General features: G+C 68.9%; 18 protein-coding genes and 1 pseudogene. 13 read left to right on the top strand and 6 right to left on the bottom strand.

The features are described 5' to 3' along the window. Positions 1–5: 5 nt before the first annotated feature. The gene (locus tag AB6A66_RS11975; protein ID WP_371036892.1) at positions 6–953 is read left to right on the top strand and encodes a hypothetical protein; all 948 of its coding nucleotides are present in this window, start codon (positions 6–8) and stop codon (positions 951–953) included. Here the strand turns inward: AB6A66_RS11975 and AB6A66_RS11970 are convergent. Continuing rightward, entirely contained in the window at positions 890–2,164 is a 1,275-nt protein-coding gene (locus AB6A66_RS11970) for an alanine--glyoxylate aminotransferase family protein (RefSeq protein ID WP_371056078.1), read from the bottom strand. The genes AB6A66_RS11975 and AB6A66_RS11970 overlap by 64 nt on opposite strands. Positions 2,165–2,309: 145 nt before the next feature. Between AB6A66_RS11970 and AB6A66_RS11965 the strand changes: the two genes are divergently transcribed. After that, positions 2,310–3,005, top strand: a complete 696-nt coding sequence (locus tag AB6A66_RS11965; protein ID WP_371036890.1) for a tyrosine-protein phosphatase — start codon at positions 2,310–2,312, stop codon at positions 3,003–3,005. Then, positions 3,002–5,009: pseudogene (locus AB6A66_RS11960) on the top strand (ABC transporter ATP-binding protein). Before AB6A66_RS11965 ends, AB6A66_RS11960 begins: the two are co-directional and overlap by 4 nt. A 16-nt stretch (positions 5,010–5,025) precedes the next feature. On the opposite strand, the gene AB6A66_RS11955 reads toward AB6A66_RS11960, so the two are convergent. Continuing rightward, positions 5,026–6,138 (bottom strand): pyridoxal phosphate-dependent aminotransferase, encoded by a 1,113-nt coding sequence (locus AB6A66_RS11955; RefSeq protein ID WP_371056077.1) that lies wholly within the window; start codon positions 6,136–6,138, stop codon positions 5,026–5,028. A 293-nt stretch (positions 6,139–6,431) separates the two neighbouring features. Between AB6A66_RS11955 and AB6A66_RS11950 the strand changes: the two genes are divergently transcribed. The 3 genes from AB6A66_RS11950 to AB6A66_RS11940 all read left to right on the top strand — a co-directional run bounded on the left by AB6A66_RS11950 (position 6,432) and on the right by AB6A66_RS11940 (position 8,950). Continuing rightward, the gene (locus tag AB6A66_RS11950; protein WP_371056076.1) at positions 6,432–6,929 is read left to right on the top strand and encodes a lytic transglycosylase domain-containing protein; all 498 of its coding nucleotides are present in this window, start codon (positions 6,432–6,434) and stop codon (positions 6,927–6,929) included. A gap of 64 nt (positions 6,930–6,993) precedes the next feature. Continuing rightward, positions 6,994–8,280 (top strand): lipoprotein-releasing ABC transporter permease subunit, encoded by a 1,287-nt coding sequence (locus AB6A66_RS11945; RefSeq protein WP_371056075.1) that lies wholly within the window; start codon positions 6,994–6,996, stop codon positions 8,278–8,280. Then, positions 8,273–8,950, top strand: a complete 678-nt coding sequence (locus AB6A66_RS11940) for an ABC transporter ATP-binding protein (protein WP_371056074.1) — start codon at positions 8,273–8,275, stop codon at positions 8,948–8,950. The genes AB6A66_RS11945 and AB6A66_RS11940 overlap by 8 nt, the downstream gene beginning before the upstream one ends. A 39-nt stretch (positions 8,951–8,989) precedes the next feature. Here AB6A66_RS11940 and AB6A66_RS11935 read toward each other — a convergent pair whose 3' ends face one another. Next, a complete protein-coding gene (locus tag AB6A66_RS11935) occupies positions 8,990–9,397 on the bottom strand; it encodes a PaaI family thioesterase (protein ID WP_371036884.1) in 408 nt (135 codons plus the stop codon). Between the two features lie 289 nt (positions 9,398–9,686). On the opposite strand from AB6A66_RS11935, the gene AB6A66_RS11930 reads away from it, so the two are divergent. Together AB6A66_RS11930 and AB6A66_RS11925 are read left to right on the top strand one after the other, a co-directional pair. After that, positions 9,687–10,112 (top strand): c-type cytochrome, encoded by a 426-nt coding sequence (locus AB6A66_RS11930; RefSeq protein ID WP_371056073.1) that lies wholly within the window; start codon positions 9,687–9,689, stop codon positions 10,110–10,112. Between the two features lie 23 nt (positions 10,113–10,135). Then, positions 10,136–10,549 carry a cytochrome c gene (locus AB6A66_RS11925; RefSeq protein WP_371056072.1) on the top strand — a complete coding sequence of 138 codons (414 nt, stop codon included), beginning with the start codon at positions 10,136–10,138 and terminating at the stop codon, positions 10,547–10,549. On the opposite strand, the gene AB6A66_RS11920 is transcribed toward AB6A66_RS11925, so the two are convergent. Continuing rightward, positions 10,546–11,232 carry a hypothetical protein gene (locus tag AB6A66_RS11920; protein ID WP_371056071.1) on the bottom strand — a complete coding sequence of 229 codons (687 nt, stop codon included), beginning with the start codon at positions 11,230–11,232 and terminating at the stop codon, positions 10,546–10,548. The genes AB6A66_RS11925 and AB6A66_RS11920 overlap by 4 nt on opposite strands. A gap of 376 nt (positions 11,233–11,608) precedes the next feature. On the opposite strand from AB6A66_RS11920, the gene AB6A66_RS11915 reads away from it, so the two are divergent. Further along, positions 11,609–12,595, top strand: a complete 987-nt coding sequence (locus AB6A66_RS11915) for a polysaccharide pyruvyl transferase family protein (protein ID WP_371056070.1) — start codon at positions 11,609–11,611, stop codon at positions 12,593–12,595. Here the strand turns inward: AB6A66_RS11915 and AB6A66_RS11910 are convergent. After that, positions 12,588–13,370, bottom strand: a complete 783-nt coding sequence (locus tag AB6A66_RS11910; protein ID WP_371056069.1) for a glycosyltransferase family 25 protein — start codon at positions 13,368–13,370, stop codon at positions 12,588–12,590. The two genes, AB6A66_RS11915 and AB6A66_RS11910, sit on opposite strands and share 8 nt — an antisense overlap. Positions 13,371–13,396: 26 nt before the next feature. Between AB6A66_RS11910 and AB6A66_RS11905 the strand changes: the two genes are divergently transcribed. Together AB6A66_RS11905 and AB6A66_RS11900 are read left to right on the top strand one after the other, a co-directional pair. After that, positions 13,397–14,596, top strand: coding sequence for a hypothetical protein (locus AB6A66_RS11905; RefSeq protein ID WP_371056068.1), 1,200 nt, complete (start codon positions 13,397–13,399; stop codon positions 14,594–14,596). 281 nt (positions 14,597–14,877) lie between these two features. Next, positions 14,878–15,654 carry a glycosyltransferase family 2 protein gene (locus AB6A66_RS11900; protein WP_371056067.1) on the top strand — a complete coding sequence of 259 codons (777 nt, stop codon included), beginning with the start codon at positions 14,878–14,880 and terminating at the stop codon, positions 15,652–15,654. A 295-nt stretch (positions 15,655–15,949) separates the two neighbouring features. Here the strand turns inward: AB6A66_RS11900 and parE are convergent, their stop codons facing one another. Then, the gene (gene parE, locus AB6A66_RS11895) at positions 15,950–17,908 is read right to left on the bottom strand and encodes a DNA topoisomerase IV subunit B (protein WP_371056066.1); all 1,959 of its coding nucleotides are present in this window, start codon (positions 17,906–17,908) and stop codon (positions 15,950–15,952) included. A gap of 400 nt (positions 17,909–18,308) precedes the next feature. On the opposite strand from parE, the gene AB6A66_RS11890 reads away from it, so the two are divergent. Together AB6A66_RS11890 and AB6A66_RS11885 are read left to right on the top strand one after the other, a co-directional pair. Then, a complete protein-coding gene (locus tag AB6A66_RS11890; RefSeq protein ID WP_371056065.1) occupies positions 18,309–18,938 on the top strand; it encodes a DUF1007 family protein in 630 nt (209 codons plus the stop codon). Further along, positions 18,920–19,840 (top strand): nickel/cobalt transporter, encoded by a 921-nt coding sequence (locus AB6A66_RS11885; RefSeq protein WP_371056064.1) that lies wholly within the window; start codon positions 18,920–18,922, stop codon positions 19,838–19,840. Before AB6A66_RS11890 ends, AB6A66_RS11885 begins: the two co-directional genes overlap by 19 nt. The last annotated feature ends 37 nt before the right edge of the window (positions 19,841–19,877 follow it).

Genomic DNA, 19,877 nt, shown 5'->3' with positions numbered 1-19,877 from the left:
TCGACATGTCCGACAACAGCCGTCTCGAGCGTCTTGTCGCCGCCGCCGTGCGCGCGCCGTCGAGCCACAACACCCAGCCCTGGATCTTCGAGGCCGAAGGCGGGGCCCTTCGGTTGCTCGCCGACCGCACCCGGGCCTTGCCGGTGAACGATCCCGAGGACCGCGAACTGACGATCAGCTGCGGCTGTGCGCTTTTCAACCTGCGCGCCGCCGCGGCGGCCGAGGGCCTGGGCGCAAGGGTGACCCTTTTGCCCGAGGACGACGATCCCGACCTTCTGGCGGTGGTGTCCCTCGAGGGCGCGGCGGACGGCAGGCTGGCCGCGCTCGCGCGCCAGATCGAGGGCCGCCGCACTTTCCGGAAGGCGTTCGCCGCGCGCCCCCCGGCCGAGGAAGTGCACGCCGCGCTCGCCGCCGCCGCCGAGGCGGAGGGCGCCTGGCTCGATCCCGTGGAGCAGCCGGAGCGGCGCGCTGCGCTGGCCGATCTCGTGGAGGAGGGCGACGCGGCGCAATGGGCCGATCCGCGCTGGCGCCGCGAGCTTGCGGCCTGGATGCATCCCCGCCGGCAGGGCGACGGGCTGTCCCTGCCCGGGATCGCCGTGCCGCTCGCGCGCTTCGCGGTGCGCAGGGTCGATCTCGGCGAACGTGTCGGTGCGCATGACGGCGATCTTGCGAAGGCGGCGCCGATGCTCGTGGTGCTCGGCACGGGGGGCGACGAGGAGGCCGACTGGCTCGCGGCCGGCCAGGCGCTCGAGCGGGTGCTGCTCGCCGCCGCCGAGGCCGGCCTGCAGGCGTCCTATCTCAACCAGCCGGTGCAGGTGCCGGAGCTTCGCACCAAGCTGCGCGCGCTCCTCCGCCCCGAGGGGTCGCCGCAGACCGTGCTGCGCATCGGCTACCCGTCGAGCGACGCGGCAGAGGCCCCGCGCCGTCCGGTCGAGGCCGTCTTCGCCGGCTGAACCGAAGGGGCGGGGCAGCCCCCGGCCACGACCTCGGCCGCCGCGTCCAGCGCGCCCCGGCCGAACGGGATGTCGAGCGCACGCATTCCCGCCTCCACGCTGCCCAGAAGACCGAGGATCATGTGCGCGTTGACGTGTCCCATGTGGCCGAAGCGGAAGAAGCCGTGCCACTCCGCGCTGCCCGGCTCGGCCATGCTGAGGCCGATGCCGAGCGTCACGCCCGCCTCGCGCGCCACCCAGTCGCGCAGCCGCGTGCCGTGCGGCGCGCCGATCCGCAGCGCGGTGACGGCGTGACTGCGCAGCGCCGGATCCGCCACGTTGAGCTCCAGCGGGCCGTCCGCGCCCCAACGCTCGCAGGCGGCCCAGACGGCGCGGGCGAGCGTCGCGTGGCGCGACCAGATCGCCTCCATCCCCTCCGCGCCGATCATGTCGAGCGCCGCGCGCAGCCCGTAAAGGTGATGCGTGGGCGCGGTGCCGCCGAAATACTGGTAGAACATCTGCGGGTCCGCACGCGGCGCCCAGTCCCAGTAGCGGCTCACGCGTGGCAGCGCGGCGCGGGCCGCGGCGGCCTTGTCGGAGAAGAACACGAAGCCGAGGCCCGGCGGCACCATCAGCCCCTTCTGGCTTGCCGCCACCATCACGTCCACGCCCCACGTGTCCATCTCGAACCGGTCGCAGGCGAGCGAGGCGATGCAGTCGGCCATGAGAAGCGCGGGATGCCCGGCCTCGTCGATCGCCGCGCGCAGGGCCGCGATGTCGTTCCGGATCGAGGTGGAGGTGTCCACATGGGTGGCGAGCACGGCCTTGATGGTGTGCGCGCGGTCGGCGGCGAGCGTCTCGGCCAGCCGGGACACGTCCACCGGCGCACGCTTGCCATGGTCGATCACCTCGGCCTCGATGCCGAGCCCCTGGGCGATCTCCGCCCAGCCATGGCCGAAGCGGCCCGTGGCGGGCACCAGAACCCGCGCGCCCGGCGCCACGGTGTTGGCGAGCGCCGCCTCCCAGGCGCCGTGGCCGTTCGCGATGTAGATGGCGACGTGCCCGGAGGTTCGCGCCACGGCGCGCAGGTCCGGAACGAGCCCCGCCACCATGTCGGGAAGCGCGCCCTCGTAGATGTTGGGCGCGCCGCGGTGCATGGCGCGCAGCACCTCCTCGGGCATCACGGAGGGGCCGGGAATGGCGAGGTAGGGGCGGCCGTTGGCAAGCGTCATGGGCATCTCCGGGATCGTCCGCGGATGGCGGCGACGCGAGATTAGCCGCGTGCGCTGCGGCGTCAACGCCGCGCGGCGCGCGGAGGCCGTGCTTGCTTCGCTCCGTCGCAGCCACTAAGTCGCGGCGGACGGCGAAGGGCGCGGCATGATCGACAGGTTCCGGACATGGGTGGACGAGCGCGAGCGGCAATGGCGCCGCTCCTTCGGGCGCGACCTGTCCACGCCCGCGGGCCGGCGCGCGGCGCTGCTGCACTACCACCTTTTCGACCACGCCTTCCTGCGCGTGTTCTGGACCAACCTCTACGAGATCGCCCCGGGGGTCTACCGCTCCAACCAGCCCGATCACGCCCGCCTGCGCCGCTACCGCGACATGGGCATCCGCACGATCATCAACCTGCGCGGACCGAGCGATCAGCCGTCCTACCGGTTCGAGCGCGAAAGCTGCGAGGCGCTGGGCCTGGCTCTCGTGAGCAACCGCATCTGGGCGCGCAAGCCCGCCCCGCGCGAGAACCTTCTGGCCATGATCGAGGCGATGCGCACGGTCGAGGGGCCGTTCCTGTTCCACTGCAAGTCCGGCGCGGACCGGGCGGGCTTCGCCGCGGCGACCTATCTCATGGTGTTCCGGGGCGTGCCCGTGGCCGAGGCGAAGGCGCAGCTTTCCTGGCGCTACTGGCATCTGAAATCGACGGAGACGGGGGTGCAGGACTACATCCTCGACATCTACGAGGCGCGGCTGGCGCGCGGCACGATCGGGTTCGAGGAATGGATCGCCACCGAATACGACGACAGGGCGATCCGGGCGGCCTTCGCGGCCCGCCGGCCCGCCGCCGAGCTGGCATGAGCGACACCGCGGCCGAGCACGCGCCGGGCCTCTTCCGCTGGCTCTGGCGCAGCTACCTGAGGCGGCACGCGCCGCTTCTGGGGGTGGCGATGCTGTTCATGGCGCTTGAGGGCGGCATGCTCGGCCTGCTGAGCTGGATGATGCGCCCGATGTTCGACCGGGTCTTCGTGGGCGGCGAGACGCAGGCCATAGGCTGGGTCGCGCTGGCCTTCCTGGGCATTTTCGTGACGCGCGCCTCGGCCAGCGTGATCCAGAAGGTGCTTCTGACCCGCCTGTCGGAAGTGACGGCGGCGGAAATCCGCAAGGACCTCGTCGGACACCTGATGCGCCTCGACAGCGCGTTCCACCAGGTGCATTCGCCCGGTTACCTGATGCAGCGGGTGGAGGGCGACGTGGCGGCGATCAGCCGTGTGTGGCGCACCATCCTCACCGGCGTCGGGCGGGATGCCATGGCGGTGATCTCGCTCATGGCCGTGGCGTTTTCGGTGGATTGGCGCTGGACGCTGGTCGCGCTTCTGGGCGCGCCGGTGGTGCTGGCACCGTCCGTCTCGCTGCAGCGCTTCGTGCGCCGGAACGCGCGGCTGGCGCGCGACGTGGCGGCACGGCTTTCCACGCGGCTCAACGAGATCTTCCACGGCATCCAGCCGATCAAGCTCAACCGCCTCGAGGATTACCAGTCCGGCAGCTACGGCCGGCTCACCCGAGAGCGCGTGCGGCTGCAGACGCGTGCGGCGGCGGGCCAGGCCATGATCCCGGGGCTCATCGACCTGATGGCGGGGGTGGGTTTCATGGGCGTGCTATTCTTCGGCGGGCGCGAGATCGTCGCCGGGGAGAAGACGGTGGGCGATTTTATGGCGTTCTTCACCGCGATCGGCCTCGCCTTCGAGCCGGTGCGGCGCCTCGGCGAGCTGAGCGGCGTCTGGCAGATCGCCGCCGCGAGCATCGAGCGCATCCGCGAGCTGCTGAGCGAGGAACCGACGCTGCGTGCGCCCGCGACCCCCGTCCCGGCCCCGGAGGGCGTGCCCGAGATCGCATTGCGCGACGTGCATCTGAGTTTCGGCGACGCGGCCGCGCTGCGCGGCTGCTCCTTCACCGCCGAAGCGGGAAAGACGACGGCGCTGGTGGGCCCGTCGGGCGCGGGCAAGTCCTCGGTCTTCAACCTCATCACGCGGCTCGTCGATCCGCAGTCGGGGGAGGTGACGGTCGGCGGGGTGCCGGTGGACCGGATGGCGCTGCCGGAGCTGCGCGCCCTCTTTTCGGTGGTGAGCCAGGAAGCGCTTCTCTTCGACGACACGCTGCGCGAGAACATCCTGCTGGGGCGCGAGGACGTGTCCGACGAACGCCTGGCCGCGGTGCTCGACGCCGCGCATGTCAGCGGCTTCCTGCCCCGGCTCGCGGCCGGTCTGGACACGCAGGTCGGGCCGCGCGGCTCCANAGTCGGGGGAGGTGACGGTCGGCGGGGTGCCGGTGGACCGGATGGCGCTGCCGGAGCTGCGCGCCCTCTTTTCGGTGGTGAGCCAGGAAGCGCTTCTCTTCGACGACACGCTGCGCGAGAACATCCTGCTGGGGCGCGAGGACGTGTCCGACGAACGCCTGGCCGCGGTGCTCGACGCCGCGCATGTCAGCGGCTTCCTGCCCCGGCTCGCGGCCGGTCTGGACACGCAGGTCGGGCCGCGCGGCTCCAACCTGTCGGGCGGGCAGCGCCAGCGGGTCGCGATCGCGCGGGCGCTTTTGCGCGACACGCCGGTGCTCCTGCTCGACGAGGCCACCTCGGCGCTCGACACCGCGTCCGAGCAGGCGGTCCAGGGCGCGCTCGAGAGCCTGAGCGCCGGGCGCACCACCCTCGTGATCGCGCACAGGCTGTCCACGGTGCGGAGCGCGGACAAGATCGTGGTGATGGACCAGGGCCGGGTGCTCGACGCGGGTAGCCACGAGGCGCTGATCGCGCGCGGCGGCGTCTATTCCGAGCTTTACCGGATGCAGTTCGACGACGAGGGCGCCTGAAGCCCGGCCCTTTCGGTCATGCGCGTTCACGCGCCTCGGCCAGGGTGCCGGGCAACGCCTCCGCGAGGGCGGCCATCTCGGCCTCGGTGCCGGTGCCGATGCGGATGCAGCGGTCGAGCGGCGCGACCCCCGGCATCCGCACGAAGATGCCCCGCGCGATCAGCCCGTCGAGAACCGCGCGCGCCCGCGCGCCGTCGCCGCCGCAGTCCACCGCGACGAAGTTCGTGGCCGAGGGCAGGGCCGCGAGGCCGTTCGCCTGCGCGATCCGGGCGATCTCCTCGCGGCTCTTCGCGGCCTCTGCGACGACATGGGCGAGCCAGCCCTGGTCGCGGAGCGCCGCGAGCGCCCCGGCCTGCGCGGCACGGTTCATGCCGAAATGGTTCCGGATCTTGTCGAAGGCCGAGATGAGCGGGGCGGCGGCCAGCGCGTAGCCCACGCGCGCGCCGGCCATGCCGTAGGCCTTGGAAAAGGTGCGCATCCGGATCACCCGCGGATCGTCCGCGGCCACCCGCGCCGCGGTGCCCTGGGGCGCGTAGTCGATATAGGCCTCGTCGAGCACCATGAGCGTGCCCTCGGGCAGCGCCTCGATCATCGCCTCCACCGCGTCGGCGCCATGCCAGCTGCCCATCGGATTGTCGGGGTTGGACAGGTAGACGAGCTTGGCGTCCACCTCCGCCGCGCGGGCCAGAAGCGCCCCGGGGTCTTCCCGGTCGTCGCGGAAGGGCACCTTGTGAAGCGTCCCGCCATGCCCCGCGACGTGGTAGTTGAAGGTGGGGTAGGCGCCGTCCGAGGTGACCACAGCGTCGCCCTGCGCGACTGTCAGCCGGACGAGATAGCCCAGAAGCCCGTCGATCCCCTCGCCCACGATCACGTTGTCCGTGGCCACGCCGTGGTGGTCAGCAAGCGCGTGGCGCAGATCGTGGCTTGCGCTGTCGCCGTATTTCCAGATCTCGGCCGCCGCGGCGCGCATGGCCGCCACCGCCTCGGGCGAGGGGCCGAAGACGCTTTCGTTCGCGCCGAGCCGGGCGCGGAACGGGGCGCCGCGCTCGCGCTCCTGGGTTTCGGGGCCCACGAAGGGCACGGTGGAGGGCAGCGACGCGGCGAGCGGGGTCAGGCGGGGCGTGGTCATGGCCGCGACCATAGACGCGCCGCGCGCCGCCGGGCAAGCCGGCACGCCACGGGCTCATGGCGAACGGGCCGGTGCGGGCGCAATCTTGCGGGAAGCGCCCCGCGAAGGTGCCCCGGAGCCGTGCGCGCCGGCCGTCGGCGTTCGGCCCCGGTGCCCGCCGGTCCGCGGCGCGCCGCGCGGCTCGCACGGGCCGCAGGATGGGCGGAGGCCCGCCCATGCGTCCGCACCCGGCTTTGCCCAGGCCGCGAACCGGGGTATGGGCGGTGTCGGGACAGGATCGGAGGCACGACCCCATGACCATCCATTCGCGCCGCGCCGCGCTCGCCCTGATGCTTGCCGTGCCGCTTGCGGCCTGCGGCGCGGGCGGCGACGACAGGACGGCCGAACTCGCCACACGAAGCGCGCAGTCCATGCCGTCGCTCTATCCCGGCGAGACGCCGCAGATGCGCCGGCTGGTCGAAACCTATGCCGAGGTCCACGACATCCCGCCGGCGCTTCTTCACCGGGTGATCCAGCGCGAAAGCGACTACAACCCGCGCGCCTTCAACGGGGCAGGTCCCTATTACGGGCTGATGCAGATCCTGCCCGCCACCGCGCGGAGCATGGGCTTTTCCGGCCCCGCGGAGCGGCTCTTCGACGCCGAGACCAATCTCGAATATGCCGGCCGCTACCTGCGCGGCGCCTGGCTCGTCTCGGGCGGGGACATCGACCGCGCGGTGATGTGGTACGCGCGGGGCTACTACTACGAGGCCAAGCGCCTCGGGCTGCTGGAAGAGACCGGGCTGCGCTAGCGCCGGCTTGACCCTGCCGGCCGCCCGGACCAGTGTCCGCGCGAGCCGTTCCCCCGGAGAGTTCATGGCCCGTACCCCAGCCCCCTTCGCGCCGTTCGAATGGATGATCGCCTGGCGCTACCTGCGCGCGAGGCGCGCCGAAGGCGGCGTGAGCGTGATGACCTGGATCAGCCTCGTCGGGATCACGCTCGCCGTCTTCGCGCTCATTGCCACGCTTGCCGTGCGCTCGGGCTTCCGGGCGGAGTTCGTGGACACGATCCTCGGCGCCAACGCGCATGTGACCGTCTATTCGGCCGGGCAGGTGGACGCCTCGGGTCGCGTCACCAGAGAGATCGCGGACTACGAGGCGATGGCGGCGCGTATCGCCGAGGTTGCCGGCGTCACGCGTGCCGCGCCGCTGGTGAAGGGGCAGGTGATGGCCAGCGCAGCGGGGCGCAACACCGGCGTCGAGGTCTACGGCATCGCCGCGAGGGACCTCGCCACGCTGCCGCGGATCGCCGATCCCGAAGCCGCGTTCGGCGATATCGGCCGCTTCGGGGAGGGGGTGGCCATCGGCTCGGGCGTGGCGCGCGAGCTCGGCCTCGGCCCGGGCAACCGGATCACGCTCATCTCGCCCGACGGGGTGAAGACGGCCTTCGGCACGAGCCCCCGCGTCAAGGCCTACGAGGTCACCTACATCTTCACCGCCGGGCGCTACGACATCGACCGCACGCGCCTCTACATGCCCTTCGCCGAGGCGCAGAGCTTCTTCAACCGCGAGGGCGCGGCCGACGAGATCGAGGTGATGGTCACGGACCCGGAGCGCGTGGACGACTACGCGCTGCCCATCCTCCGCGCGGCCGGAGAGAGCGGGCAGGTCTGGACGTGGCAGGATGCCTCTGGCTCCTTCCTCCGCGCGCTCGAGGTCGAGGACAACGTGATGTTCGTGATCCTGTCGATCCTCGTGCTGATCGCGGCCATGAATATCGTCTCGGGGCTGATCATGCTGGTGAAGAACAAGGGTCGCGACATCGGCATCCTGCGCACCATGGGCCTGACCGAAGGCTCGGTGCTGCGCGTCTTCTTCATCTGCGGCGCCTTCACCGGGCTCATCGGCACCGTGGCGGGGGTGATCCTGGGCTGTCTCTTCGCCATCTACATCGACCCGATCTTCTCCTTCGTGAACTACGCGATGGGCGGCGGTGTCTGGGACCCGGCGGTGCGCGGCATCTACCAGCTTCCCGCGAGGCTCGAGGCGGCGGACGTGCTGTCCGCGGTGGCCCTCTCGCTTGGCCTCAGCTTCGTCGTGACGATCTTCCCCGCCCGCCGGGCGGCGCGGATGAACCCGGTCGAGGCGCTGCGCTATGAGTGAGGCGGCGCTGCGCCTCGAGGGCGTCGAGAAGACCTACAACAAGGGCCTCGAAAGCGAGGTGGCGGTGCTGCGCGGCGCGTCGCTCACGCTCGCGCCCGGCGAGGTGGTGGCGCTCGTCGCGCCCTCGGGGGCGGGAAAGTCCACGCTGCTGCACATCGCGGGGCTTCTCGACGTGGCCGACGCCGGCCGGGTGGAGATCGGGGGCAAGGACATGGGCGGGCAGGGCGACCGGGCCCGCACGCGCGTGCGCCGCCGCGAGGTCGGCTTCGTCTACCAGTTCCACCACCTGCTGCCCGAGTTCACCGCGCTCGAGAACGTGGTCCTGCCCCAGCTGGCCGACGGGATCGCGCGCGGCGCGGCGGAGGCGCGGGCGCACAGGCTTCTCGACAGCGTGGGTGTCGCGCCCCGCGCCGATCACCGTCCCGCCGCGCTTTCGGGCGGCGAACAGCAGCGCGTGGCCTTCTGCCGGGCGCTCGCGAACGCGCCGCGGCTTCTGCTCGCGGACGAGCCCACCGGCAACCTCGACCCCGAAACCTCGGACCGGGTGTTCGCGGCGCTCATGGACCTTGTGCGCGAGACCGGCCTTGCCGCGCTCATCGCCACCCACAACCTGGCCCTTGCCGCCCGCATGGACCGCCAGCTTCATCTGGACGCCGGCCGGATAAGCTGAGCGCCCGCCCCCATCTCGCGGCGACCGGGCGGCGGGCCGTCACGGCGCGTAGAACGTGGCCGTGGCGACCGCCACCGCCTTGCCGGCGGGCATCGCGGTGAGCGTGGCGCGCGCGAAGACGAGCGCCCGGCCCGCGCGCACGATCTCGGCGTCGCACAGGATCGCCTCGCCTCCGCCCGGCCGCAGGAACTGCAGGTCGAGGTTCGTCGTGGCCACCGGCACGAAGCGGCCCGCCTGCGCGCAGGCCGCGAGCACCATGGCCGTGTCGGCGAGGGCGGCCAGCGCCTGACCCGACACGATGCCGCCCACGCGGGCGATCTCGGGCGTGACGGGCATCCGCATCCGAATTCCATCGGGCGCGGTCTCTTCCACCACGGGCGCGAGCGCCCGCACCCACGGCGCGAAATTCTCCGCAAGGATTTCCTCTGCCTCGGTCACGCTCAGCATTGCCCACCGTCTCCATTTCACTGACGGTGCGAGCATCGCCTCTCGCACGGGGCTTGTCACGGCGCTATGCTGTGGCTCAATGATGGGCCGGGCGTCGCGTCCGACGCGCGCGGCCAAAGACCAAGAGGAGGAGCAGGCATGATCCAGCCCGGCCCGCGTTTTGCCGGACCGCGCCGCGCGCATCCGGCCGGCGTCCTGCCGGCGGCGCCCGCCATCTCGCCTCCCGCGCCGCAGGCCCCGGCGCGCCACGCCCGTCCACCGTCCCTCTCGAAATCCTCCAGGAAAGCAGATGCCCGCACTCCGTGATCTTCGCCTCGCCGCCCTTGTCCTCGCCCCGGCCGGGCTCGTCGCCTGCGCGGCGATGACCGCCATGCCGGAACCCTCCGAAGGCGCCGCGCTCTTCGTGGAGAATTGCGCGGTCTGCCACGGAAGCGGCGGGCGCGGCGACGGCCCGCTCGCCGGCGATCTGACCCCGCCGCCGCCGGACCTGACCACGATCTCGGCGCGGTCCGGCGGAACCTTCCCGCGCGCCGAAGTGCTGTCCACCATCGACGGCTACACGCGAGGGAACAAGGCGCAGGGACCCGACATGCCCGAGTTCGGGTTGCTGTTGCGCGGCGAAACCGTGCCGGTGGACACGGGGGACGGGATCATGTCGCCGGTACCGCGACCGCTGGCCGCGATCCTGTTCCATCTCGAAAGCATCCAGAAATGATCCCACGTCCCAAGGAGACATTCATGCACCGCAAAGCCCGCATCGCCCTTTGCACCGCGCTTGGCCTCGCGGCCGCGCCCCTCGCGGCCGAGGACCCCGAGGCGGGGCAGGCCCTCTATCGGACGCATTGCGCAAGCTGCCACGGCATCGACGCGATGGGCGAAGGGCCGATGCGCGGGGTTCTCACGATCAAGCCGACGGACCTCACCGCGCTTTCGGCCGGCAATGGCGGCGTTTTCCCGCTGGAGCGTGTGGTCAAGCGCATCGACGGGCGCGACCCGCTGGTGGCACATGGCAGCCCGATGCCGGTTTACGGCAACTTCTTCGAGGGCGGTGCGTCGGTCGGACTCAAGGCGCCCTCCGGCCAGCCGATCATGACCTCCGAGGCGGTGGCCGATCTCGTGGCCTGGCTTCGGAGCGTTCAGGCGGACGGCTAGTCCGAGCAGATCCCGCGAGCCGTCACGCCGTCCCACGGGACGATCACCTGCGCCTCGCCGAGTGCCGCGTCCAGATCGCCGATCGGGATCTCGCGCGCGAGCATCCTGCGCAGCCGCCCGGTGCGTGGCGCGGCCGGGTCGAGCACCGTGCAGCAGACGTATTCCTCCATGATCGCGCCCTGCTGCTCGTAGCCGTAGGAGAGGAAGTCGGCCGTCTCCAGCTCGAAGAGGTAGGGATCGGGAGAGCGCGTGTGCTCCCGCGCGGCGAGGAACGGGTGATAGCCCGTCCGCGCGCGGTTCTGCCACTGCCAGACATGGGTGAGCTCGTGGGCGAAGAGCATCGCCTCGGCAAGGAAGATGCGGTCTGGGAAGCCGGGCGCGTAGTCGGGCCGGTAAAGATCCGTCCGGTAGAAGACGCGGTTGAAAAGCGCGATGGCGCCGGGAGAGACCTCGACGCGCTCTCCCGGTCGGCCCGGCGGCCAGATCCGCTCCCGGCAGGAGGTGCGCGGCCGCGCCGGCCGCTCCCAGACATAGGAGCCCACGAGCGCTCCGTCATGGAAGCGGATGCGCTCGAGATCGACCGCGTCGCCATGGGTGACCCGCGCCAGCGCCCGCTCGCCCTCCGTCAGCGGCCGCCCGCAGGCGGTCAGAAGCAGGAGGGTGAGAAGGAAGGCGGCGCGCATGGCCGCGAGGTTAGCCGAGAGGGAGGGGGCGGCAAGGATTCGCTCAAGGCGCGACCGGGTCTGGCACGGCGACGCGGCGCGGCTTCACCGATCGGCGGTGCGGGGCAAGGTTGGCTTTCGCGGGCGCGTGGTGCCCGTGCAACGGCGCGCAGTCTCGGAATGACTCCATGACGATCCGACTTCTGCCGCGATGCATCCGTGATACGTCGTGAGGGTCGCTTTCCGGGATGTTCGGTCACCTGCACGAGCGTCGTCGCATGTGGCCGCCTCTCAACCAAAGGGTCGGGATAAGGGTGCATCGAAGGCCCCGAGCTACGAGACGACCGCACGCCCGGCGCCGCCGGCCGTTTCCTGGCGCGTCTGGAGCGGGGTGAACATGGATACTCATTCCATTACTGCAAGAATCGACGATACCCTGGACGAGGCGCTCGGTCGGTGCGCGCCGCACCCCTACGCCCTGCTGGATTTTCCTGCGCACTCGAATATCGGTGACAGTGCCATATGGCTTGGAACGCTCGCGAAGCTTCGGAAACGACTCGGATCGTTCCCGGCATATGTTTCGCGAAACAAGGCTTTTCCCACTCACCTCGACCAGGTGATGCCTGAGGGCCCTCTCCTGCTGCTCGGCGGGGGCAACTTCGGCGATCTGTGGCCAGGCTTCTGGGAGAACCGCGTTGCCATACTGGACAGATTTCCGCATCGCAAGATCGTGCAATTGCCTCAGTCCATACACTTTTCGTGTTCTGAGTCGCTCCCCTTGAAGGAAACGAGGCGCGCGATCGCACGGCATTCCGATTTCACCATGATGGTGCGCGACACCGCGAGCCTGGACTTTGCGCGCGAGAATTTCGACTGTCCGGTTTATCTTTGTCCGGACATGGCATTTGCCCTCGGGCCATTGCACACGGACACCAGGCCGGAAGTCCCCGTTCTGGCCCTGATGCGCGACGATCAGGAAAGACACGCGAGCCGCAGCCAGGAGACCACAGCGCGGGACAGCGTTCGCGTGACGGATTGGATAGAACCCTACAATCTTCCATGGGCCGGGAAAATTGCCGAGCGGTTAGCGCGATCTGCGCCCCTTCCAAGCAGGACGCTTATGGCCTGGCTGGAGAGAGCCTATCGATTGAAGGCCGAAAAAGAACTGCGGCGTGGGATCGATCTTCTCGCCCAAGGCCATCGCGTCGTCACTGACCGCTTGCATGGTCATATCCTGTGTAGCTTGATGGGAAAAACACACGTCGTTCTGGACAACCATTACGGGAAGGTCTTCAATTACATCAACACCTGGGCCGGCGATCATCCACCCTTCATGGCAAAGAGCTTCACCGAGGCATTGAGGGCAGTTCAAGAGTTCAACTGATCTTGGATGAAAGTCTTTTGATCAGCCAGCGCTTCCAATAGGTCGTGGCGCGCCGCCTCTTCGCTGACCCGCGCTTGCCGCCGTGGTCCGAAACGATTTTGACGCGCGCGTCGCGCAGGTGCGAAGTGCCGGTAAACTTGTCGGGATGATCGACAATTCTGGGCTCCAGCGCCATTGCGCCCAGCGACACGATATCGCCAGGCCAATCGGCCGTGGCAGACACCGGTCGGGAGGACGCCAGCAGAGATCGTGCGCCGGCTGCGGAAATCGAATACCCCGTCGTCAGGTAGGAGGGGAGCGCCAGCCGGCGCATCGTCACGCCCTTCATGATGTCCAATCCCTTACCGCGCACATATGCTCTCGAATGGTCGAGCATTATCAAGTCCGCTCGCCGGAACAGTTCCCCGCGCACGAAATCCGCGAAACGACGGTCGATAATGGCATCGTCTTCGAGAACCACGGCGCCCTGCCAGCCTTTGCGCTCGATTTTGCGATAGATTTCGCGGTGGGACAGGGCACAGGCGAATTCACCATCGGTCAGGTCGCGTCCGATATTAAACCTTGCGGCGGATCGATCGATGTCGCGTTCCCAGCATGCCGGCAGACCATTTCGGCCATCGACCCCGATAAAGACCTCATAATCGAGGGCGAACCGCGCCAGCGCGGTCAACAGCCCGCGTCGCCGCACCTCTTCGCCAGGAAGCGAAAGCACGACTATCGGCCAGACCATGGAGGCGTTGCCTTCTTCCAAACCCTGTTCTACTGCGTCAGGCATCTTGCGGAAACCGATGGGAGTTGCCGGTGTCGACGAAGGGTTTCAGCAGGCGTTTGACACAGATTCGCAAGCTGCGGTCTGCCGCACCCGGCTGGGCGAAGATGGCGGAGTTCCGTACCCGACAGACCTCCGATGGAACAGACGATGCCACCTGTGCGTGGGATAAGGATCGCGTCGTGGTAAAGGTTGGCAACCGGTCCTTCTTCATCAGATCGGAGGCGGTGTGCAAGGCACCGGAGATCTGGGATTTCGCTCTCTTCGGGCTTGCCGCGATTTCCTCCCGGACCAATCGCACCATTCGGGTCACTGCCCCGGTGAGCGCGGCAGCCGCGCGAATGGTCGAGACGTTGAACTATGCCTACACACTGTGGAGCATTCCTTCGCTTTCGCCGCCGCGACTGATTTTGGAGAATATCGTTGATGCCGGGTCGGTATCAAGACGGAAAGATCATAAGGTTATTTGCCTCTCCGGTGGCGTCGATAGTACATCCTCTGCGATCGCCGCGAAGGCACAGGCAGAATATAGCCATAGTCTTCTTGTCGCGGGCGCGGATTACCCGACGGCCGATCATCCGGGTTTCATCGACCTTCGGTTGCGTGTCGAGCGAATTTCGGACATTATCGGACTTGATCTGATCGTTGCAGAAACGGACTTTCGCAACATGCCGATGCATTGGGAGCTTCAGCACTCCTTCATGCTGGCGATGTGCCTGAATTATATTGGGAAAGAGTTTTGCGAGGCTTCATATGCGCTGGACGCTCCTCCAATCCATGACGTTTTTCAACACCCGTGGGGCAACGGTAGTATCCTGATGGATATCTTCGGTCGGGGCGATCTGCCCTTGGTGGCTTTCGGACACACGCTCCGCCGGGGCGAGCGGGTGCGGGCGATCCATGACGCGGATCCCGAGCTGGTGCGCCAGCTCTCCGTCTGCTGGAGGGACACCTCGACCGGCGGGAATTGCGGAAAGTGTTTCAAATGTGTTCGCACGCGGGACATGCTTCACTGCGCGGGCATTCCCGATATCGGCCTTTTCGAATGCGACTCGCAGGAAATACCGGGCCTCGACGATGGTATTCCGAGGGACTATGATGTGAGGATGGCGATCGTGACCTACATGGACTGGGCGACAACGCCGGGGTTGAAAGACGACCGTCGCCAGCAGCTTCAACAACGTATCGAGAAGCTTCGCGAGTCCTACGTCCGACAAATGCCGTATCGCTAGGTTTCAGTCGACCGTTCCGAGAAGCCACGGGGATCGGGAGACGTGGTCTTGCGCCGACATGCGTCCCTGGGGGGCAGCGCCCACGGTTCGGGCGTTGCGCCGGCGATCGTCGAAGGGACGCGGACAGCATCACTCAAGGTGTGGCAGGACGCAGGGCCCGAGGAGGAGTTTCGCGGGGGCGTGCCCACGGTGTCGAACCAAGCCGCCGCTTCCGGTAAGCTTCGACTCCATGCGCAGCTAGCACGGCCCCGTCTCGGCGCTATGGAGAGTGATGCCGCAACATGATGTCGAAGCCGGAAGAAAGCGCCACGCCGGACCCTTGCGTTTCGGTCGTCATACCGACCTGCGACCGGAGGATTGACTGGCTGCGGGAGGCCATTGCGTCGGTTCTGAAGCAGAGCTTGCCGCCCCTCGAGGTGCTTGTCATCGACAACGGAACCCGCGAAGTCGCGCGGTCCGACCTTCCGTCCGGCATCAAGCTCTTTCGAGAACAGCCCCGTATAGGGCCCTCGAGGGCGCGAAACCTCGGCGCGTCTCTCTCCACCGGTACGCATCTGGCCTTCCTAGATGACGATGACTGGTGGGACGAGAACTTCCTGTTCGAAGCCTTCAATGCCTGCAGGCGGGACTCGGCGCGTTGCGTTTACGGGAGAATTCTGCGCTCCAGAAATGGGCAGGTATACGAACATCATAATTTGACGGAAGGCGAGATATCCGTCGATGCGCTACTTTGGCGAAATCCCGGGACGGGCGGCATCAATCTGCTTATTGAAAAGGACCTGTTTCTTGCTGTCGGAGGCTTTGACGAGGAGCTGGCGATCTCGGAAGATCGCGCGCTGGCGATAGAGATGCTGCGTGCGGGTGAGAAAATTGCGATTGCGCCGGAAGCTGTGGTTTTCGCCAGGCAGCACGACGGATTTCGCCTCAGCAAGAATATCAGAAGCAAGCGAGCATTTATCCTGAAATACAGGGATTTGATGCCAAGATGGGTTTTCTGGAGGCGCCTTCTCAAATACCGCTGGTGGGAGCTTTTGCGCTCCGGCTCAAGGACCAAGTAGGGTCCGCCGGCCGGAAAACTCCGTGAGGGTTGCGGCGACCTGCCGAGCCGACCGCTTTTTGCTCCTCGTGGCGGTCTCGCCCGGGCCATTCGGGATGCTCGAATTGCCCATGAGGCTGCATCGCGCTGCCGCCGGGCCGTGACCCATGGATCGCGCCGGATACCCCGTCGCCGGGCCGACGCGCGTCATTCGAGGTCAGCGGCGCCATCGACGCTGCAGCGCTACCGATGATGGCGTGAACCCTTTCCCCACTGCCGGGCTGCGGGTTTCTTCTCCGGTCCGCGCCAAGCGCCGATCACACGTCCAACTCCTCCACGAACCTCGCGTTCTCGCTGATATACTGGAAGCGCAGTTCCGGTTTCTTGCCCATCAGCCGCTCCACGAGGTCGCCCGTCTCGCCGGGCTCGTCCTCGTCGATGGTCACGCGGATGAGCCGGCGCGAGGCCGGGTCCATCGTCGTTTCCTTCAGGTCCTTGGCGTCCATCTCGCCCAGACCCTTGAAGCGCGCGACCTCTATCTTTCCCTTGCCGCCGAGCCCGCGCCGCAACCACGCCTCGCGCTCCGCCTCGTCGAGGGCGTAGACGCGCTTGGCGCCCTGGGTCAGGCGATAGAGCGGCGGGCAGGCGAGATAGAGGTGGCCCGCGTCGATCATCGGCCGCATCTGGGTGAAGAAAAAGGTCATCAGAAGCGCGGCGATATGCGCCCCGTCCACGTCGGCGTCGGTCATGATGATGACCCTGTCGTAGCGCAAATCGTCGAGCCGGAATTTCGTGCCGAGTCCCACGCCGAGCGCCTGCGAGAGGTCCGAGATCTCGGCGTTCGAGCCGAGCTTCGAGGACGCCGCGCCCAGCACGTTCAGGATCTTGCCCCGGAGCGGAAGGAGTGCCTGCGTCTCGCGGTTGCGCGCGGCCTTGGCCGAGCCGCCCGCGCTGTCGCCCTCCACGATGAAGATCTCCGTGCCGTCGCGCGCCGTCGCGGTGCAGTCCACCAGCTTGCCGGGCAGGCGCAGCTTGCGCGTGGCGGTCTTGCGCGCGGTCTCCTTCTCCTGCTTGCGCCTCAGCCGTTCCTCGGCCCGCAGGACGAGGAAGTCGAGGATCGCGCCCGCGCTTTTGGTGTCGGCGGCGAGCCAGTTGTCGAAATGGTCGCGGACCGCGCCTTCCACCAGCTTCGCGGCCTCGGCCGTGGCGAGGCGGTCCTTCGTCTGGCCCACGAATTCGGGCTCGCGGATGAAACAGGAGACGAGCGCGCAGCCGCCCGCCATCAGATCCTCACGGGTGATCTGCGCGGCCTTGCGGTTGTTGGCCAGCTCGCCATAGGCGCGGATGCCCTTCAGGATCGCCGCCCAGAAGCCCTGCTCGTGCGTGCCGCCCTCGGGCGTGGGCACCGTGTTGCAGTAGCTCTGCACGAAGCCGTCCTTCGCGGGCGTCCAGTTGATCGCCCATTCCACCTTGCCGGGGGTGCCGAAGCGACCCTCGAAATCGACAGCCCCCGCGAAAGGTCGCTCGGCGTAGGTGGTCGCGCCGGCCAGGCGCTCCTTCAGATAGTCGGAAAGCCCGCCGGGAAAGTGGAACGTCGCCTCGGCGGGGGTCTCGCCGTCGTCCACCGCGGATTTCCAACGGATCTCGACGCCCGAGAAGAGATACGCCTTGGAGCGCGCCATGGCGAAAAGCCGCGCCGGCCTGAACCGATGCGCGCCGAAGATCTCGGGGTCGGCACGGAAGCTCACGGTGGTGCCGCGGCGGTTGGGCGCGGCGCCCACCTCTTCCACCGGGCCGAGGGGCACGCCACGGGAAAACCGCTGCTCGTGCAGCGTGCGGTTGCGCGCCACCTGCACCACCATGGACTCCGACAGCGCATTGACCACCGAGGCGCCCACGCCGTGCAGCCCGCCCGAGGTCTGATACGCCTTGCCCGAGAACTTGCCGCCCGAGTGCAGCGTGCACAGGATCACCTCGAGCGCGGACTTGCCCGGAAACTTCGGATGCGGGTCAACCGGGATGCCGCGGCCGTTGTCGCGCACGGTAAGCGTGTAGTCCTCGGCCAGCTCCATCTCGATGCGGTTGGCGTGGCCCGCCACCGCCTCGTCCATGGCGTTGTCGAGGACCTCGGCCACCATGTGGTGCAGCGCCCGCTCGTCGGTGCCGCCGATATACATGCCGGGGCGCTTGCGCACCGGCTCCAACCCCTCGAGCACCTCGATAGAGGAAGCGTCGTAGTCGCCGGGCTCCACGCTGTCGAGGAGATCGTCTGCCATGCTCGCTGCTCTCTTGTCTTGCCTGGCGCACAGTATGTCAGTCCGGGCGCATCGGGAAAAGCGGCTTTCCGGGCGCCGTCGGGGGCGGGGCCGTCCTGTCGGGGCTACGCGCGCATCGCGGTGCCGGCAGGTATCGTCTACCTCGCCGGCGGTGACGGCCGGGAATGTCCCCGCTTTCCGGAGACTCGATCCTTTTCGGACAGGTCCAAGGGTTTCCGGCCCGGGTGTGCCCGCGCGCGCCGTGCCGGTCGCGCGGCGCTCTGCGGCGGCACGGGGCAGGGGCCGGGCGATGCAGACCTTCGGACCGCAGCGCGGCCGGGACCGGCACGCTGGCGGAATTCCGCGCGGCGCAGGCTGGTCGCCGGTTGCCGGTCTCGCCCGTGCAGCGTAGGTTTCGCCCATGTTCCGCACAGCCATCCTTGCCCTCGTGACCAGCCTGCCCGGGGCGCTCGGGGCTCATCCCCACATCTTCGTCGACGCGACCGTGAAGGTCGAGCTGGGCGATGCCGGCATGATCACCGGGGTGGAGGTCACCTGGGTCTACGACGATTTCTTCACCCTTCTCATCCTCGAGGACATGGGGCTCGACCCCGAGGCCGACGGTGTGCTCACCGAGGCCGAGCTTGCCGAGCTTCGCGGCTTCGACCTCGTGGAATGGCCCGACTGGTTCGAGGGCGACCTCTACCTCGTCAACGGTGACAAGACGGCGGAGATCGGCTTGCCCACCGCCACCGGGATCGCGGTGGAGGAAGGCCGGATCGTGGCCTCCCACCGGCGTGACGTGACGCCCTTCCCGGCGGAGGGCACCGTGATCGAAGCCTACGACCCGACCTTCTACGTCGCCTACGAACTCGTCGGCGTGCGCCTGCCGGAACGCTGCGCGGCGCCCATCACGGAGGCCGACCCGGAAGAGGCCGATGCGCGGGTCGCCGAGATCGTCGGAGAGGTCGACGAGCTTACCTTCGAGACGCTCGAGATCGGGCATCTCTACGCCGACAAGGCCCGGATCACATGCGCCTCGTCCTCCTGACGGCCATGGCCGCCATCGCCGCGCTGGCCGCGTGGCTCTGGCTCTGGGGCGGGGCGGACGACGTCGCGCGTTGGGCCGCCGCGGGCCAGCAGGAGGCGCAGCGCGCCATGGCGGGGGCGCTTCGGGCGCTCCGCGCGGGCGAGCCCGGGGCGCTCGCCACGCTCTGGGGGCTCTGCTTCGCCTACGGGTTCTTCCACGCCGCCGGGCCGGGCCACGGCAAGCTGCTGATCGGCGGCTACGGGGTCGCGCGGCGGGTGCCGGTCCTGCGCCTTTCGGGCCTCGCGCTGGCCTCGAGCCTAGCGCAGGCGGGCACGGCGATCGCGCTGGTCTATGCGGGTGTCTGGGCGCTCGGCTGGACGCGCCAGCAGATGGTGGGCGCGGCCGAGGCGTGGATGGCGCCGCTGTCCTACGCCGCGATCGGGCTGATCGGCCTCTGGCTGGTGGCGCGCGGGGCGCGCAAGCTCTGGCGCCGGCCGCAGGCCCAACCGGGCGACGATCACGGCCACCATCGCCAGGGCCACGGGCCGGAGGGCGCCTGCAGCTCCTGCGGGCACCGCCACGGCCCCAGCATGGAAGAGGCGGGCGAGGTGTCGAACCTCCGCGATGCCGCGCTTCTTGTGGCCGCGGTGGCGATCCGGCCCTGCACCGGCGCGCTTTTCCTGCTGATCCTCACCTGGCGCATGGATCTCGTCTGGCAGGGCATCGCCGGGGCGGTGGCGATGGCGCTCGGCACGGCGAGCGTGACGGTGGCGGTCGCCGTCGCGGCGGTGACGATGCGCGAGGGGACGCTCGCCCAGTTCGCCGGCGGCAGCGGCGCGGCGCGCGCGCTTCCGCTCATCGAGATCGGGGCCGGCGCCGTGGTGGCGCTGATCTCGTGGCAGCTTCTTATCGCCGCGATCTGATCCCGTCTTGCCGGAGGCGCGGACCGGCGCTAGAGCG

The sequence above is a fragment of the Rhodosalinus sp. K401 genome (assembly GCF_041365735.1).
GTDB lineage: Bacteria > Pseudomonadota > Alphaproteobacteria > Rhodobacterales > Rhodobacteraceae > Rhodosalinus.
The sequence above is the reverse complement of the archived record's forward strand: the minus strand, read 5'-3'. Positions and strand labels throughout refer to the sequence as shown.